This is a genomic window from Pseudomonas putida group bacterium ESBL64 (assembly GCF_045277175.1).
GTDB classification, from domain to species: domain Bacteria; phylum Pseudomonadota; class Gammaproteobacteria; order Pseudomonadales; family Pseudomonadaceae; genus Aquipseudomonas; species Aquipseudomonas alloputida.
The window spans coordinates 5,393,244-5,410,897 of sequence record NZ_CP145799.1; the positions used below are offsets into that span (position 1 = coordinate 5,393,244).

At 63.1% G+C, this 17,654-nt stretch carries 9 protein-coding genes; 7 read left to right on the plus strand and 2 right to left on the minus strand.

Features of this window, described 5'->3' with window-relative positions; translation table 11 throughout:
- The first annotated feature begins 54 nt into the window (after positions 1–54).
- The 7 genes from V6093_RS24475 (at position 55) to V6093_RS24505 (ending at position 15,654) form a co-directional block, all read left to right on the plus strand.
- Positions 55–2,058, plus strand: coding sequence for a polysaccharide biosynthesis protein (locus tag V6093_RS24475; RefSeq protein ID WP_367243998.1), 2,004 nt, complete (start codon positions 55–57; stop codon positions 2,056–2,058).
- Between the two features lie 232 nt (positions 2,059–2,290).
- Positions 2,291–2,833 carry a dTDP-4-dehydrorhamnose 3,5-epimerase gene (gene rfbC, locus V6093_RS24480; RefSeq protein ID WP_047605270.1) on the plus strand — a complete coding sequence of 181 codons (543 nt, stop codon included), beginning with the start codon at positions 2,291–2,293 and terminating at the stop codon, positions 2,831–2,833.
- A gap of 125 nt (positions 2,834–2,958) precedes the next feature.
- The gene (gene rfbB, locus V6093_RS24485) at positions 2,959–4,029 is read left to right on the plus strand and encodes a dTDP-glucose 4,6-dehydratase (RefSeq protein WP_047605269.1); all 1,071 of its coding nucleotides are present in this window, start codon (positions 2,959–2,961) and stop codon (positions 4,027–4,029) included.
- Complete coding sequence (gene rfbD / locus V6093_RS24490; protein ID WP_047605268.1) at positions 4,026–4,922, plus strand: dTDP-4-dehydrorhamnose reductase; 897 nt, start codon at positions 4,026–4,028, stop codon at positions 4,920–4,922. The genes rfbB and rfbD overlap by 4 nt, the downstream gene beginning before the upstream one ends.
- 5 nt (positions 4,923–4,927) lie before the next feature.
- Positions 4,928–5,809, plus strand: a complete 882-nt coding sequence (gene rfbA / locus V6093_RS24495) for a glucose-1-phosphate thymidylyltransferase RfbA (RefSeq protein WP_047605313.1) — start codon at positions 4,928–4,930, stop codon at positions 5,807–5,809.
- A 983-nt stretch (positions 5,810–6,792) separates the two neighbouring features.
- Positions 6,793–14,292 (plus strand): SDR family NAD(P)-dependent oxidoreductase, encoded by a 7,500-nt coding sequence (locus V6093_RS24500; protein WP_406669645.1) that lies wholly within the window; start codon positions 6,793–6,795, stop codon positions 14,290–14,292.
- A gap of 9 nt (positions 14,293–14,301) precedes the next feature.
- Entirely contained in the window at positions 14,302–15,654 is a 1,353-nt protein-coding gene (locus V6093_RS24505; RefSeq protein WP_406669646.1) for an aminotransferase class I/II-fold pyridoxal phosphate-dependent enzyme, read from the plus strand.
- 9 nt (positions 15,655–15,663) lie between these two features.
- Here the strand turns inward: V6093_RS24505 and V6093_RS24510 are convergent, their stop codons facing one another.
- Complete coding sequence (locus V6093_RS24510) at positions 15,664–16,113, minus strand: REP-associated tyrosine transposase (protein ID WP_406669647.1); 450 nt, start codon at positions 16,111–16,113, stop codon at positions 15,664–15,666.
- A gap of 495 nt (positions 16,114–16,608) precedes the next feature.
- Positions 16,609–17,652 carry a phytanoyl-CoA dioxygenase family protein gene (locus tag V6093_RS24515; protein ID WP_004577660.1) on the minus strand — a complete coding sequence of 348 codons (1,044 nt, stop codon included), beginning with the start codon at positions 17,650–17,652 and terminating at the stop codon, positions 16,609–16,611.
- Positions 17,653–17,654 lie beyond the last annotated feature (2 nt).

Consider the following 17,654-nt stretch of genomic DNA (forward strand, 5'->3'; position numbering starts at 1 on the left):
GGCACGGGAGCCACTCGATGTCAGGGCATTTCTGGAAATCGTTTAAGAGGAGCAATGGAAAAGGTGCGCGCTAAACTGCTTGCTCTACCTCGTAGGCATAAACGGTTGCTGCAGGTATTGACCGATATCGTCCTGATCTGGGCAGCGCTCTGGATGGCGTTTGTCGTGCGTCTGGGGATCGATGATTTAGTCAACCCTTTCCTCGACCATGGCTGGCTGTTCCTCACTGCGCCGATGGTAGGCATTCCGCTATTCATCCGTTTCGGCCTCTACCGTGCGGTCATGCGCTATTTCGGCACCGATGCGCTCATTGCCATTACCAAGGCTGTCACCCTCTCGGCGCTTATTCTTGGGTTTATCATCTACTGGGCCGGTGACCATCAGCATGTGGTGCCACGCTCAATCACCTTCAACTACTGGTGGTTGAGCCTAATCATGATTGGTGGCCTGCGCCTGGCCATGCGTCAGTACTTCCTGGGAGACTGGCTTGCCGCTGCCGTGCAGCACGTACCGTTTACCAGTACCAACCGTAGCGACGGCTTGCCCCGCGTGGCCATCTATGGCGCTGGAGGGGCTGGTAACCAATTGGTTGCCGCCTTGCGCGCCGATAAGGCACTACGCCCCGTAGCGTTCATTGATGATGACCCCAGCATTACCGACCGGGTGATTGCCGGCCTGCAGGTTTATCGTCCCGAGCAGCTGCAAGACATGATCAACGTAACTGGCGCCCAGGAAATCCTGCTTGCCATACCGTCTTGTACTCGCACCCGTCGCCGTGAAATTCTCAATTTCCTTGAAGGCTATCCACTGCATGTGCGCAGTATCCCCAGCTTCATGGACTTGGCTAGCGGTAAGGTCAGGGTGGACGATATTCAGGAGGTTGACATCGCCGATCTCTTGGGCCGCGATGCGGTGCCAGCCCAGGCCGATCTGCTGGAGCGCTGCATCGTCGCGCAGACCGTGTTGGTAACTGGCGCCGGCGGTTCGATTGGTTCGGAATTGTGTCGGCAAATACTAGGCCAGGCGCCAAAAACCCTGCTGCTGTTCGATCACAGCGAATTCAATCTATACAGCATTCTCTCCGAGCTGGAGCAACGCATTTCACGCGAGTCGTTGTCGGTACGGCTGGTACCTATGCTGGGGTCAGTACGCAACCAATCGCAGTTGCTTGATATCATGAAAGCCTGGCGAGTCGACACTGTGTATCACGCTGCGGCCTATAAGCACGTTCCGATGGTTGAGCACAATATCGCAGAAGGCTTGTTGAACAATGTTATTGGCACCCTGCACACCGCCCAGGCTGCGCTGCAGGCTGGCGTTGCAAACTTCGTGCTTATTTCTACTGACAAGGCCGTGCGCCCCACCAACGTCATGGGCAGTACCAAGCGCCTCGCCGAAATGACCCTGCAGGCCTTGAGTCGCGAAGTGGCGCCTGTATTGTTTGGCGACAGCGGCAAGGTTTCGCAGGTGAATAAAACCCGCTTCACCATGGTCCGCTTTGGTAACGTGCTGGGCTCCTCGGGATCGGTGATTCCTCTGTTCCACAAACAGATTAAGGCCGGTGGCCCGCTGACAGTTACCCACCCGAAGATCACCCGCTATTTCATGACCATTCCGGAAGCAGCCCAGTTGGTGATTCAGGCCGGCTCCATGGGCAAGGGCGGCGACGTGTTCGTGCTCGACATGGGTGAGCCAGTCAAAATTGTGGAGCTGGCCGAGAAGATGATTCACTTATCAGGCTTCAGTGTACGTTCCGAGCGTAATCCGATGGGGGATATTGCCATCCAGTTCACCGGGCTTCGGCCAGGGGAAAAGCTGTATGAGGAATTGCTGATTGGCGATAACGTCATTGCCACCCGCCACCCGATGATCATGAGTGCCAGTGAAGACTTCCTCGCGTGGGATACCCTGAAGGACACCTTGCGTCAGCTATTGGCAGCAGTGGAGGTGGATGATTTCAACCGGGTGCGGCAGCTACTGCGCGAAACTGTGAGCGGCTATACGCCGGAAGGTGAGATTGTCGACTGGATTTACCAGCAGCGACGACTGGAGCCCTGATTCTAATGAGGTGTAAGGCTTGGTCTCAAGGGGCAGAGATCCGTGGGCAATCATTCAGGCCTCTATGCTGCGCTCCCGCGCGTGGATGGATGCCTGAGCTCTAGCTGCAGCATGAGGGCAAGCCTGCATCCGCCGGGATAGGGCTCCCTGGTGTATCACTTACGTCCGTTCCCAACATCGCGCGGCGCATCATGAATTCCAGCCCGCGTGCTTTACCTTTCAAGGCAATCCAATGAAAGTAACACCCCTTGCAATACCCGAAGTCATGTTGCTCGAACCAAAGGTCTTTGGTGATGACCGCGGATTCTTCTTCGAAAGCTTCAACCACGCCGCTTTCGAGGCCGCCATTGGGCGCTCCGTAAATTTCGTACAGGACAACCACTCCAGCTCGCGTCAGAACGTCCTTCGCGGCATGCACTACCAGCTCCACCAGCCTCAAGGAAAACTGGTCAGGGTGGTGGCAGGCGAAGTGTTCGATGTCGCAGTAGATATGCGCCGTTCATCCCGCACCTTCGGCCACTGGGTCGGCGCCCGGCTCTCGGCGCAAAACAAACACCAGCTCTGGGTGCCCGAAGGCTTCGCCCACGGGTTCTTCGTATTGTCCGAACAGGCGGAATTCTTGTACAAGACAACTGCCTACTACGCTCCTCAGTTTGAACGTTGCCTGGCTTGGGATGACCCGACAGTCGGCATTCAATGGCCCATCGAACAGCCACAGTTGTCAGATAAAGACCGCCTCGGTAAAGCGCTGGAAGACTTGGAATGTTTTGACTGAGCGGGATAGGCGCTTGCCATCCTGATTGTTTTTCACGATGACAAATTTTTCGCCGCTTGGTCGACCTGGCACGCGGCTGAAATCCAGAGGCCGGACAAGAAGTCCATGAAAGCGGAAGCAAGCTTATGACTATTTTGGTAACAGGCGGCGCAGGTTTCATCGGCGCCAACTTCGTCCTGGACTGGCTGGCCGGCTCTGACGAGCCCGTGGTCAACCTCGACAAACTCACCTACGCAGGCAACCTGCAAACCCTGAGCAGCCTGCAAGGCGACCAGCGCCACATCTTCGTGCACGGCGACATCGGCGACGCTGAGCTGGTCGCACGTCTGCTCAAGGAGCACCAACCACGCGCCATCGTCAACTTCGCCGCCGAGTCCCACGTCGATCGCTCGATCCACGGCCCGGAAGACTTCATCGAAACCAACATCGTCGGCACCTTCCGCCTGCTGGAAGCCGTACGCGCCTACTGGGGTGGCCTGGCTGAGCCGGCACGCCAGGCGTTCCGTTTCCTGCACGTATCCACCGACGAAGTGTACGGTTCGCTGGCCGCCGACGAGCCTGCGTTCACCGAAACCCACCAGTACCAGCCCAACAGCCCATACTCGGCCAGCAAGGCTGCCAGCGACCACCTGGTGCGCTCCTACCACCACACCTACGGGCTGCCGGTGCTGACCACCAACTGCTCGAACAACTACGGCCCTTACCACTTCCCGGAAAAGCTCATCCCGCTGATGATCGTCAACGCTCTGGCCGGCAAGCCGCTGCCGGTGTACGGCGATGGCCAGCAGATCCGCGACTGGCTGTATGTGAAAGATCACTGCAGCGCCATCCGGCGGGTGCTGGAAGCCGGCAAAACCGGTGAGGTTTACAACGTGGGCGGCTGGAACGAGAAGCCCAACCTGGAAATCGTCAACCGCGTGTGCGCGTTGCTGGACGAATTGCGTCCGCGTGACGATGGCAAACCCTACGCCGAGCAGATCACCTACGTCACTGACCGCCCCGGCCACGATCGCCGCTACGCGATTGACGCGCGTAAACTGGAGCGCGAGTTGGGCTGGAAGCCAGCCGAAACCTTTGAAACCGGCATTCGCAAGACCGTGGCCTGGTATCTCGACAACCAGGAATGGGTGCAGAACGTACAATCTGGCAGCTACCGCGATTGGGTAGAGAAGAACTACGCAGGGCGCTCGGCATGAGGGTTCTGCTACTGGGCAAAGATGGTCAGGTAGGCTGGGAGCTGCAGCGTAGCCTGGCGCCGCTTGGTCAGGTGCTGGCGCTGAGCTCGCGCAGCCAGGCCCATTGTGGTGACCTGACGAACCTTTCTGGTCTGGCCGAAACCGTGCGCAGCTTCGCCCCTGATGTAATCGTCAATGCTGCCGCCTACACCGCCGTGGACAAGGCTGAAAGCGAACGCGAACAAGCGTTCAAGGTGAACGCCGAAGCCGTTGGTGTGCTGGCTCGCGCTGCTGCCGAGTGCGGCGCGTTGCTGGTGCATTACTCCACCGACTACGTGTTCCCTGGTGGGGGTAACCGTCCGTGGCGGGAAGACGATGAGACCGGCCCGCTGAACACCTATGGCGAAAGCAAGCTGGCCGGTGAGCAAGCCATCCAGGCAGCCGGCTGCCAGTACCTGGTCTTCCGTACCTGCTGGGTCTATGCGGCACGTGGAAATAATTTCGCCAAGACCATGCTGCGGCTGGCTGCGGAGCGTGACAGCCTGGGGGTGATCGACGATCAGTACGGTGCGCCTACCGGTGCTGAGCTGATCGCCGACATCACCGCGCATGCTATTGCCGCCACCCGCGCCAACCCGGCCCTGGTTGGCTTGTACCACCTGGCGGCAGGCGGCGAAACCACTTGGTGCGGCTATGCACGTTATGTACTCGAGCAGGCCGCCGCCCAAGGTGTGCAGTTGAAAGCCCATGCCGAGCAGGTCAAGCCGTTGACCACCGATGCCTATCCGACCCCGGCCAAGCGGCCGGCCAACTCGCGTCTGGATACCCATAAACTGCAGGAAGCCTTTTCCCTTAACTTGCCAGACTGGCGTGTAGGGGTGGCTCGCATGCTCACGGAAATACACGAGAAATGACCATCATGAAGCGTAAAGGCATCATCCTGGCAGGCGGGTCGGGTACCCGACTGCACCCCGCGACACTGGCAATCTCCAAGCAGCTATTGCCGGTGTACGACAAACCGATGATCTACTACCCGCTGACCACGCTGATGCTGGCGGGCATCCAGGACATCCTGATCATTTCCACACCGCAAGACACCCCGCGCTTCGAGCAACTGCTGGGTGATGGTCATCAGTGGGGCATCAACCTCACCTACGCCGTGCAAGCCTCGCCAGACGGCCTGGCGCAGGCGTTTCTGATCGGTGAAAGCTTCATCGGCAATGATTTGTCCGCATTGGTGCTGGGCGACAACATCTATTACGGCCATGATTTCCAGGCGCTGCTGGGCAATGCCATGGAGCGTAGCGAAGGGGCGAGTGTATTCGCCTATCATGTTCAAGACCCCGAGCGTTATGGCGTTGTGGAGTTCGATGTACAGGGCAAAGCGATTAGCCTGGAAGAGAAACCGGCCAAGCCCAAGTCCAATTACGCGGTCACCGGGTTGTATTTCTACGACAAGGACGTGGTTGAGATTGCCAAGGGCATCAAGCCGTCGCCACGTGGTGAACTGGAAATTACCGACCTGAACCGCTTCTATCTGGAGCAGGGGCGTTTGTCGGTGGAGATCATGGGGCGTGGTTACGCCTGGCTGGACACCGGCACCCATGATTCGCTGCTGGAGGCCAGTGGCTATATCGCGACCATTGAACGCCGTCAGGGTTTGAAAGTAGCGTGCCCTGAGGAAGTGGCGTACCGCCAGGGCTGGGTTGACGCCCAGCAATTGGAAAAGCTGGCTGCACCGTTGGCCAAGAATGGTTATGGCCAGTATTTGCTGCGCTTGATTCAAGACAAGGTTTATTGAGGGAGCGACCTCGGGGGCGGAACCGCCCTGCTCGGGCGGTTCAACTCGCGAAAGGGGCGGGCCTGTTGGCCAATCTCCCTGGTCATTCGCGGTCGCGGCCACCACCGTATTCGCGGGTAAACCCGCTCCTACACAGATTGGTGGTGGGCACACATTGGTGATTGGGCGCAGGCCGTCGTGTAGGAGCGGGTTCACCCGCGAAAGGGCCGGGCCTGCTGGCCAATTCCCCCCGTCGTTCACCGTCGCCGCCGCTACCGTATTCGCGGGTAAACCCGCTCCTACACAGATTGGTGGTGGGCACACATTGGTGATTGGGCGCAGGCCGTCGTGTAGGAGCGGGTTCACCCGCGAAAGGGCCGGGCCTGCTAGCCAATTCCCCCCCGTCGTTCACCGTCGCCGCCGCTACCGTATTCGCGGGTAAACCCGCTCCTACACAGATTGGGGGTGGACACACATTGATGATTGGGCGCAGGCCGTCGTGTAGGAGCGGGTTCACCCGCGAAAGGGCCGGGCCTGCTGGCCAATCTCCACCCGCCATTCACCGTCGCCGCCGCCATCGTATTCGCGGGTAAACCCGCTCCTACACAGATTGGGGGTGAACACACATTGATGATTGGGCGCAGGCCGTCGTGTAGGAGCGGGTTTACCCGCGAAAGGGCCGCCCCTGCTGGCCAATTCCCATCAGCCGTTCACCGTCGCAGCCGCCACCGTATTCGCGGGTAAACCCGTTCCCACGCCGTGAACCATCCCTCACCCCAGGGTTTTCCCACCCCGGCAACCCGCGTATCATCCGCATACACAAATCTGAACATTCCCACGCGAGTCCCAGACCATGAGTCTTGCGCCCCGTGCGTGCATGGCAGTTTCAGGTACCCAGACAATCATCAGTGACATATAACGACTGGCCAGTTTCGTGGCCGGGCCAGGCATGCCGGCTGTCCGACGGATGGGACGGTGCCCGATGAGATTTGAAGGAATAGGTTTTGATCAAGCGTAGAAAGGTTGCAATCGTTGGTTGTGCGTACCGTTTTCCTGGCTCTTCCAATGCGGGCTTCTGGCAAAACCTGATGGAGGGCCGCGACCTGGTGACCCAGGTTGACCCGTCGCGTTGGAACAAACGCGAGTTCCTGCACCCGGACAAGGCCAGCCCTGCAACCAGCTACACCTTCGCCTCAGGCACCCTGGGTGATATCAGCGCTTTCGACGCTGGCTTCTTCAGCATCTCGCCGCGTGAAGCCGCGATGATGGACCCGCAGCAGCGCATGCTGCTGGAAATGTGCTGGGAAACCTTCGAAAACGCCGGGGTCAAGCCGTCCAGCCTGCGTGGCAGCAACTGTGGCGTGTACCTGGGCATCGCCGGTGTCGAGCAGTCCTACCGCCTGCTCGAGGACCTGTCGGCCATCGATGGCGCCACGGCGACCGGCAACACCATGAGTATCGCGGCCAACCGCCTGTCGTTTTTCTACGACCTGCGTGGCCCAAGCATGGCCATCGACACCGCCTGCTCGTCGTCGCTGGTGGCCTTCCACCAGGCGTGCCAGGCCATCCTCAGCGGTGATGTCGACCAAGCCGTGACGGGCGGTATCAGCCTGCACATGCACCCGTTCGGGTTCATGATCTTCGCCAAGGCGACCATGCTGTCGCGCACCGGGCGCTGCCAGTCGTTCGACGAAAACGGCGACGGTTACGCCCGCTCCGAAGGCGGCGGGTTGTTCCTGCTCAAGGACTACGACCAGGCAGTGGCCGACGGAAATACCATTTTGGCGGTGGTGGCGGCCAGTGCGGTGAACACCGACGGGCGCAAGTCCAGCCTGACCCTGCCCAATGCCGAGGCCCAGGCGGCGTTGCTCAAGCGCGCCTACACCCAGGCCGGCATCGCACCCGAGCAGTTGGACTACCTGGAGGCCCACGGCACCGGTACCGCTGTGGGAGACCCGATCGAAACCCGCGCCATCGGCGAGGCGCTGGGCCAGGCGCGCGGCGCCGGCAACCCGCTGCCAATCGGCTCGGTGAAAAGCAACCTCGGGCACCTTGAAGCCGCCTCTGGCGTGGCTGGCCTGATGAAGGCACTGAACTGCCTGGCCGAGCGTACCGTGCCCGCTACCATTGGCGTGCAGGCGCTCAACCCGAACATCGCATTCGCCGACCTTAACCTGCAGGTGGTCACCGAGCCCCTGCCGCTGAAAGCCGATGGCCAGTTGACCGTGGGGGTGAACTCGTTCGGCTTTGGCGGCGCCAACGCCCATGTCATCCTGCAAAGCCCCGAGCCACAGGCGCCGGTAGCGCAAGCGGCCAGCGCCCGGCGCGTGCCGTTACTGCTCAGTGCCAAGAGCGAAGAAGGCCTGCGCGCAACCGCAGAGCGCTTTGCCGCCTACCTGGCCGGGCAGCCGCAGGCCGACTATTACGATGTGGCCTACCAGGCGATGTTCCGTCGCGATGCGCACAGCCATCGCCTGCTGCTGGTTTGCGACACTGCAGCCGAAGCTGCCCAGGCGCTGGACGACTATGCCCAGGACCCGACCCTCAGCGAACTGAGCGCAGTGCTGGAGGCCGGCCAGGCCCTGGACGGCGCCTCGGCACCGGTATTTGTCTATTCCGGCAACGGCTCGCAATGGCAGGGCATGGGCCGGGCGATGCTCGACCAGCCGCTGTTCGCCGCCGCCGTGGATGAAGTTGACGCGTTGTTCCAGCCCTTGGCGGGCTACTCGCTGCGCGCCGAGCTGCTGGGTGAGAATGGCGAAGGCCGTTATGCACGTACCGAAATTGCCCAGCCTGCGCTGTTTGCCCTGCAAGTGGCGGTTACCAAAGTGCTGGCTGCCGAAGGCATCCACCCGGTGGCGGTGATTGGCCACAGTGTGGGTGAAGTGGCCGCGGCCTGGGCCAGCGGCGCGTTGAGCCTGGAGGACGCCACCCAGGTCATCTACCACCGCAGCCGCCTGCAGGGCCTGACCCGTGGTACCGGGAAGATGACGGCGGTCGGCCTCTCGGGTGAGGCCACGGCGCAACTGATTGCCGAACTGAAACTGGACGGCCGCCTGGTGGTGGCGGGCGAGAACAGCGCCCGCGGCGCCACTGTGGCCGGTGAGGTCGACGCCCTGGCACTGTTGGAAGCGGCCCTGGAAGAGCGCCAGGTATTCGCCCGTCGCCTGGACTTGGACTACGCCTTCCACTCGCCGGCCATGGACCCGATCAAGCAAGCGGTTATCGACGACCTCGCGCATATCCGCCCGCAGGCTACGAAGGTCCCGTTCTACTCCACTGTCGTCGGTGGCCAGTTGAACGGCGAACGCCTGGACAGCCAGTACTGGTGGCAGAACATTCGCTTCCCGGTGCTGTTCCAGGGCGCGCTGGCTGCCTTGGTGCGCAATGGCCTGAACCTGTTCGTCGAAGTGGGCCCGCATGCGATTCTGCGCAGCTACGTCAGCGATGTGCTGGTCGAGTGCAAACAACCGGGGCAGGTGATTGGCACCCTCAAGCGCAACGACCACAGTCCACTGCTGCTGGAACGTACCGTAGCCCGCCTGCAGCTTGCCGCCGTGGAGCCACAGTGGCAGGCACGCTTCCCGGTGGCGGGGCGCCCGCTGCGCCTGCCTAACTACGCCTGGCAGCGCGATCACTTCAGCTTGCCGGTCACTGCCGAGGCCTATGGCCCGCTGAGCCACGAGCGCGTGCACCCGTTGCTGGGTTACCCGGTAACGGACCAGGCGCTGACCTGGGAAAACCGCCTGGATACCCAGCAGTACCCGACCCTGGCCGACCACAAGGTGGGTGAGTCGGTACTGTTCCCGGGTGCAGGCTTTACCGAGCTGGCCCTGGCGGTGGCGCAACTGCACCAGCCGGGCGAGTTCGTCGATATCGAAGAGCTGGAAATTCACAACCCTCTGCTGCTGAGCAGCGAGGTCAGCAAGAAAGTGCGCGTGCAGGTGGAAGAGGCCGATGGCACATTGCGCATCAGCTCGCGCACGTTGATGCAACGCGAAGACTGGGTACAGCACGTGGTCGCACGCTTGCCGGGCGAAGCGCGCGGTGTGCTGCTGGACACCCGGGCACCGGCGTTGCCAGCCCGCCCGGCAGACTTCACCGGCGAGCAGCACCTGGCAATGACCTGCGCGGTTGGCCTGAACTACGGCCCCGCTTACCAGACCGTGGCCGCAGCCTGGGTGGAAGGGGAGCGCGTGTTGGCTCAGTTGGTCGTGCCTGCTGCCATCGAACACGAACTGGCAAGCCTGCACCTGCACCCGGCGCTGCTGGATGGTGCCTTCCAGCTGATTACCGAGCTGCTGGCCAGCCGCCAGGGGCATGACGATGGCCTGGCGTTCATCCCCGTCAAGCTTGGGCGCATTGCCTTTACCAATGCTGGTGGTGTGCCGGTGCTGGCCGAGGTGCGCCAGCGCAAGCGCACCGCGCATTCGCTGCTGGTCGACTTCACCCTGTTCGATGCCAGCGGCGCTGCCGTGCTGGCAATCAAGGATGCGCGCATGCGTGCCGTGCGCCTGCAGTACGACCGCAGTGGCGATATCAAGCGTATGGTCCATGTGGGGCAGGCCGCGCCAGGCGCAGTTGTGCCTGTGCAGCGTAACGCCGTGGCCTGCTCGCCGCTGGCCGAGGCCTTGCAGTGCCTGGCCGACGAGCCGGCACAGGTGCGTTACCTGAATGAAGTGGAGCCACTGCTGGATGTGCTGTGCAGCAGCTTTGTCCTCGATGCGGTGGAACAGGCCGGCGGCCGCATCAGTGCCGAGCAGGTCGCGCAGTGGTCGCAGGGCCAGGGCGACTTCCTGGCGATGCTGTTGCGCCATGCCGAGCACGACGGCAGCCTGCAGCGTAGCGCTGACGGTGGCTGGCAATTGGTCGACCAGGGCGAGCGCCCGACCTCGCAGGCTATCTGGCAAGAGCTGTTCAGAAGTTACCCCGAGTACTTCCAGATTATCCATTCCGTGGGCCGTATCGGCCGTCATCTGTCGGCGTTGCTGGATGGCAGCCAGGCCTTCGACACCCTGCAGCCGCGCGAAACCAGCGGCGCCAGCCTGGCGCGCCTGGTGCTGGGTGCGGCAGGGCAGCAGCACCTGCTCAGCGGTATTGGCCAAACCCTGGCCGCGCGCCTGGCGCAGCTGCCGCCCGGCCAGCGCCTGCGGGTGCTGGAATTCGGCTTTGGTGGCGCTTCGTTTGCCGAGCTGTTGTACGCCGGTCTGGATTTCGATCGCCTCGATTATGCCTACTGCGTCGCCGAGCCCGAGCTTGAGCAGCGTCTGCGTGACGATTGCCCGGCGTTGGAGGTACTTGGCCTGGAGCAACTGGCCGAAGCCGGTACGTTCGACTGGGTCCTGGTGCCTACCGACTTCGGCCCCCTTGGTACCGTGGGTGACGCCCTGCGCCTGGCCAGTGGCCGGCTCAACCCGCACGGCCAGTTGGCGCTGCTTGGGCAGTACCCGGCGCGCTGGGCCGATTTCGTCTTCGGTGCCCAGCCAGATTGGTGGCTGGCCGGCCCGCAGCAGGCGTTGTCGCGCCAGCAAGGCCCGGCGTTCTGGAGCCATGAGCTGCAGCGACATGGCCTGACCGCGCTGCGCACGCTGGAGGCGTTGCCGGGTAACGCCTGTGGTAGCTACCTGTTGCTGGCGGACAAGCCCGCCGGTGCTGACACTGCTGCACCCGTGGCCGTGCAGCGCTGGGCCGTACTCGCCGAAGCCGGGCAGGGCGCTGCCCTGCGCCTGGCAGAGCAACTGCGCGCCCAAGGCCAGCAGGTTGACCTGTTGCAGCCGGGTGACGCCCAGGCGCTGGCGGCCCAGCTTGGCGCCTTTGCCCAGCCCCCTGAGCATGTGCTGCACCTGGCTGGTTTCGACAGCGGCACAGGCCTCGATGGCCAGGCCGAGCGCTGCATGCAAGCGGCCGCGCTGGTGCAGGCCTGTGAGTCGCTGACGATCGCCCCGCAGTGCTGGCTGTTCAGCCGTGGCGCTGCCGAGCACCTGTACAGCGTCGACACCGCCGCTGAGGTTGCGGCCATCGGCGACGCCGCCTTGTGGGGCTTTGGCCGTACCTTGGCCAACGAATCCCCGCACTGTCGTATTCGCCTGCTCGATCTGGCCCACGCGGCAGCGGTCGAGCTGGCGGTACCTGCGTTGCTGCACGCCGACAGCGAAACCGAGCTGGCCCTGGACGCCGAAGGCCGTCGCTACGTGCCGCGCCTGCGCGTGCTGGCCGACCAGCCGCGCCGCGCAGTGGGCGATGCGCAGTGGGTGTGCCTGGGCTTCGACCTGCCGGGCCAGCTGCGCAACCTGCGCTGGGAAGTGCGTGAGCCGCGTCAACCGGCGGCGGATGAGCTGGACATTCAGGTGCGTGCGACGGGCCTTAACTTCCGTGACGTGATGTTCGCCCTCGGCCTGCTGTCGGATGAAGCCATCGAAAACGGCTTCTCCGGCCCTACCTTGGGCTTCGAATTTGCCGGTGTGGTGCAAGGCAAAGGCGCCGAGGCAGTGGGCGACTTCGCCCCGGGTGACCGTGTGGTGGGCTTTGGCCCCTGCAGCTTCGCCAACCGCCTGGTCACCAACGCCAACGCCGTTGCACGCATCCCCGAAGGGATGTCGTTCGAAGCGGCGGCGACCATTCCGAGTACCTTCTTCACCGTGTACTACGCGCTGCATCACCTGGCGCGCCTGGAGCCGGGCGAGAAGGTGCTGATCCACGGCGCTGCCGGTGGCGTGGGCATCGCGGCCATCCAGATCGCCAAATGGCTGGGCGCAGAAATTCACGCCACCGCAGGCAGCGACGAGAAGCGCGACTTCCTGCGCCTGCTGGGCGTCAGCCACATCTACGACTCCCGTTCGCTGGCGTATGCCGACCAGGTGCTGGCAGCCACCGGTGGGCGTGGCGTGGACGTGGTGCTCAATTCGCTGGCCGGTGAGGCCATCAACCGCAACCTGCAGGTGCTGAAGCCGTTTGGTCGCTTCCTGGAGTTGGGCAAGCGCGACTTCTACCAGAACACCCGTATTGGCTTGCGCCCGTTCCGCAACAACATCAGCTATTTCGGTATCGACGCTGACCAACTGATGAGCGAGCGCCCCGCGCTCACCCGCCGCCTGTTCGCCGAGATGATGGAACTGTTCGAGCAGGGCATCCTGCACCCGTTGCCGTTCCGCGAGTTCGACGCCAACCAGGTGGTCGAAGCCTACCGTTACATGCAGCAGGCGCGGCAGATTGGCAAGGTCGTGGTGACGTACGCCAACCCGATCCAGCAAACCGTCGACACCCGCGTGCAGCCGGTGCGGGCACTGCAGCTTGCCGCCGATGCCAGCTACCTGGTCACCGGCGGCCTGGGTGGCTTTGGCTTGCGTACTGCGCAGTGGCTGATCGACAAAGGTGCCCGTCACCTGGTGTTGCTGGGCCGTCGTGGCCCGGCCAGTGAAGAGGCCCAACCGCAGCTGGCGTTGTGGCACGCCCAAGGTATCGATGTGCAGGCCGTGGCGTGCGACATCACCGACCGTGAGCAACTGCGCGGGGTGTTTGATCGCATTGCCGCCAGCCCATGGCCACTGCGTGGCCTGGTGCACGCCGCGACGGTGATTGACGACAGCCTGATCCGCAACCTTGACGGTGACCAGTTGCGTCGCGTGCTGGAGCCCAAGGCCAAGGGCGCGCAGTACCTGCACGAGCTGACCCAGGGCCTGGCGCTGGACTTCTTCGTGATGTTCTCCTCGGCCACCACCTTGTTCGGCAACCCCGGCCAGGCCAACTACGTGGCGGCCAACCACTGGCTCGAAGCCCTTGCGCGGCACCGTCGTGCTCAGGGCCAGGCAGCCACCGCCGTGCTGTGGGGCGCCATCGACGATGTCGGTTTCCTGGCGCGCAACAGCCAGATCAAGGACGCCCTGCAGAGCCGCATGGGGGGCTCGGCGCTGCGGGCTGAGGCAGCCTTGGCACAGCTCGAGGCCATGCTGTTGCAGGGTGATAACGGCCATGGCGTGCTGGAGCTGGACTTCAAGGCCCTGGCGCGCTTCCTGCCGAGCGCCACTACACCGCGCTTCAGCGAACTGGCCCGTGCCTATGGCGGCGACCATGAGGATGAAGGGGGCGGTGAAGACATCCAGCGCATGCTGGAGGAGCTTGACGATGGCGAACTGCTCGAACGCTTCGTAGACATGCTCAAGCACGAGGTGTGCGAGATTTTGCGCCTGCCGCCAGCACGCCTGGATGCCCAGCGCCCGCTGCAGGAAATGGGGCTCGATTCGTTGATGAGCGTTGAGTTGGTGGTGGCGCTGGAAGAGCGTTTCGGTATTCGCCTGCCGGTGATGGAACTGAGCGACAGCTCCAGCATCGACAAGCTTGCCGCACGCTTGCTGGAGCTGCTGCGCGGTGAAGCGAGCAGCGGCGAAGAGCAACTGGCGCAGAATGTGCTTGCCCGCCATGGCAGCGAACACAGTGCCGAAGAGTTGGCGCAGTTGAACGCAGCCTTGGCCGACAGCAACGCGGCACCCAACCGACTGATTGATTAAGAGTGCCAGATGACAGCCAGAACCCCGACCGGCCTTGGTGGTGATGCCAAGCAACGCCTGATCCAGCAAGCCCTCGCCCGGCGCCGCCATGTGGCTGCCGAGGGCGAGCAGGGCGCCACCCTGGAGCAGGTACAGCAGGCTGCCCTGAAGGTGCCCGAAGCGCACTATCGCTTTGATCAGCACCCGGGGTACCAGCAACTGCGGGTAATCCAGCAGAGTGCCATGCAGCTGGGCGTGAGCAACCCGTTCTTCCGTATGCACCAGGGCACCGCCGGCGCCCAGACGCAGATTGGCGAGCGCGAGTTTCTCAACTTTGCCAGTTACAACTACCTGGGTTACTCCGGCCACCCGACCGTGGCCGAAGCGGCCAAGGCGGCGATCGACCGCTACGGCACCTCGGTGTCGGCCAGCCGCCCGGTTTCTGGCGACCGCCCGCTGCACCGTGAGCTGGAGCGCGAACTGGCGCGCCTGTACGAGGTGGACGATGCGGTGGTGATGGTCAGCGGCCATGCCACCAACGTCACCACCATCGGCTACCTGTTCGGGCCACGCGACCTGGTGGTGCATGACGAGCTGATTCACAACAGCGTGTTGCAGGGTATCCAGCTGTCGGGTGCCCGCCGTCTGAGTTTTGCCCACAACGACTGGCAGGCGCTGGACCGCCTGCTGGGCGAGCAACGCCAGCACTTCGAGCGGGTGCTGGTGGTGGTGGAAGGCATCTACAGCATGGACGGCGACTACCCCGAGCTACCCCGGTTCGTCGAGCTCAAGCATAAGCACAAGGTTTTCCTGATGGTGGATGAAGCCCATTCGCTGGGGGTGATGGGGGCGACGGGCAAAGGTATTCGTGAGCATTTTGGGTTGGCTGGCGAAGACGTCGACATCTGGATGGGGACCTTGAGCAAGACACTGGCCAGTTGCGGCGGGTACATTGCGGGCCGCACGGCACTGATCGAGCACCTGAAGTTTCTGGCGCCGGGCTTCTTGTACAGTGTTGGCATGCCGCCGGCGGTCACGGCCTCTGCGTTGGCAGCGTTGAAGCTGCTGGCTGAAGACAGCGAGCGGGTAGCGCAAGTGCAGGCGCGGGGGGAGCTGTTCCTGCGCCTGGCGCGTGAAGCTGGGCTGGACACGGCGACCAGTACCGGGTTGGCGGTGATCCCGGTGATTACCGGCAGTTCGTTCAAGGCCGGCCGCTTGTCCAGCGCCCTGTTCGAGCGTGGCATCAATGCCCAGCCGATCCTGTACCCCGCGGTGCCGGAGCATTCGGCGCGGGTGCGGTTTTTTGTGTCTTGCGAGCATACGGAAGAGCAGATCAGGCATACCGTGGCGGTGGTGGCGCAGGAGATGGCGCGGCTGGGGTGAGGGCCACGCTTACAGCCAAATGGCATCCCAGTGTGGGTATTCGCCGACATTGGGTGCCAGGCCGGCCCTGACCGGGTTGGCAATGATGTACCGAGCGGTATTGAGCAGATCATCATCCTTGCGCATGGCGCGATCGCAGTAGCCCGCCTGCCAGATGGGGGGGGCTGTTACACCAGCCTTGTGCAAGGCATGGCTGGACCTTGATTTGAAGCGGCGCATCAACGTGGCCAGCGTCACCTGTTTCAGTTCTATCAGCCAGTGCACATGGTCGGGCATGACGACCCAGGCCAGCGTGACGCAGCTGTTTTCCCGGTCTGCCTGGCGTAGGTGATTGACCACCAGCCTGGCCAGGTTGAAGTTGTGAAACAGGGGGCGGCGCTGGTGGGTGACGGTTGTCAGCATGTATAGCCTGCCGGGGTGTGAAACCCGGTGGCGGCGCAGATGGTGGGCGTAGTGCATGGGGTCATCCTTGAAGGCTTCGATAGTTCGAGCCAGCGTAGACGCCCACATGACGCCAGCAGCGATTCAACCATTGCAGAATGTGCCCACCGACCAGGGGGGGGCGGTGATTGGCCAGGGATATTGGCCAGCAGGCCCGGCCCTTTCGCGGGTGAACCCGCTCCTACACGACGGTCTGCGCCCAACCCCCGATCGGCGTAGGAGCGGGTTTACCCGCGAATACGGTGGCGGCAGCAACGGTGACCGGCCAGGGATATTGGCCAGCAGGCCCGGCCCTTTCGCGGGTGAACCCGCTCCTACACGACGGTCTGTGTCCAACCCCCGATCTGTGCCCACCCCCCGATCGGCGTAGGAGCGGGTTTACCCGCGAATACGGTGGCGGCAGCAACGGTGACCGGCCAGGGATATTGGCCAGCAGGCCCGGCCCTTTCGCGGGTAAACCCGCTCCTACACGACGGCCTGCGTCCAGCCACCGGGCCGGGGGCTGGGCGTGGGTCAGATATGCGGTGCCTCGTACGCATTCAACTGTTCCACAAACCGCCAATGGCTCTTCTTGCCAAACCCCATCAACCGCTTCAACCGGATATCCCAACGCATGTGGTGGTTGGCAATCCATGGCAATGCAAACAGGTGCGCCCCGCGCCAGGGGATGAACGGGTTTCGCCGCAGGCTGGCATAGATCTCGACGCGGTGGCTGGCCTGATGGCTTGCACAACGGGCATGGAAACCAGACGTGTCCGCCACCACCAGGGTGTTGGCTGGCACCGCAAAGCGACGGGGCGGCGGCAAGCCGAGGGCCGCCAGCTCGGGCTCGTCGATGCGGAATGAACCCTCACGGTGCATCTGCTCGCCGGAGCGCGCCGCCCCCAGGCTTTGACGGTACTCCCAGGCCAAACGCTCCGGCGTCAGGCGGTGCGACCCCGGCACATAACTGAACGGCCCTTGGTCATCCGCCACGTCGTCCAGAAACAACCACGCCTTCGCCGTGGGGTGAAAGGTGTCGGCATGCAGGCGGGTCTGCGGGTCCTGGTCGGCATTGGCGGCGTCGATCACGATCGACTGCAACTGGTAGGTAATGCCACCGGTATTGGACGACGCATAGGCAATCAGGTCGCGCACCCCACGGTCCGCCACAAACGCCGCACTGGCCGGGTTTTGCGCCAGCACGTCCTGGTCAAGGCTGACCCGGCGGGTAACCGCGCGGCCCTGGCGCATTTCCCAGCCGGTGCTGCGCAATGCACCCAGCTCGGCGCGCAAGGCCGCAAACTGCTCGGCAGGCAGGGCGTTTTCACGAATGAAAAAACCGTTCTGCTCAAAATGCGCGCGCTCACCGGCATCCAGCCGCGAGGCCAGCGCATTGCGACGGTAACCTGCCATGGCCATCGCCAGCTGACGACGCTGCACATGCAGGCCCAAGGCATTGAGCCGGGCACTGCCCAGCACCGGGTTGTTCTCGAACGACTTGGCATGGGTAGCCAACTGCAGGCAATGCCAGGGGAGTGCCGCGTAACGGCCGATGTCCTTGATCGAAACAGGCATGA

Excerpts from the sequence above, each read along its gene's own strand:
- V6093_RS24475 (WP_367243998.1), top strand. The coding sequence starts at position 55 with ATGGAAAAGGTGCGCGCTAAACTGCTTGCTCTACCTCGTAGGCATAAA.
- rfbC (WP_047605270.1), top strand. The coding sequence starts at position 2,291 with ATGAAAGTAACACCCCTTGCAATACCCGAAGTCATGTTGCTCGAACCA.
- rfbB (WP_047605269.1), top strand. The coding sequence starts at position 2,959 with ATGACTATTTTGGTAACAGGCGGCGCAGGTTTCATCGGCGCCAACTTC.
- rfbD (WP_047605268.1), top strand. The coding sequence starts at position 4,026 with ATGAGGGTTCTGCTACTGGGCAAAGATGGTCAGGTAGGCTGGGAGCTG.
- rfbA (WP_047605313.1), top strand. The coding sequence starts at position 4,928 with ATGAAGCGTAAAGGCATCATCCTGGCAGGCGGGTCGGGTACCCGACTG.
- V6093_RS24505 (WP_406669646.1), top strand. The coding sequence starts at position 14,302 with ATGACAGCCAGAACCCCGACCGGCCTTGGTGGTGATGCCAAGCAACGC.
- V6093_RS24510 (WP_406669647.1), bottom strand. The coding sequence starts at position 16,113 with ATGCACTACGCCCACCATCTGCGCCGCCACCGGGTTTCACACCCCGGC.
- V6093_RS24515 (WP_004577660.1), bottom strand. The coding sequence starts at position 17,652 with ATGCCTGTTTCGATCAAGGACATCGGCCGTTACGCGGCACTCCCCTGG.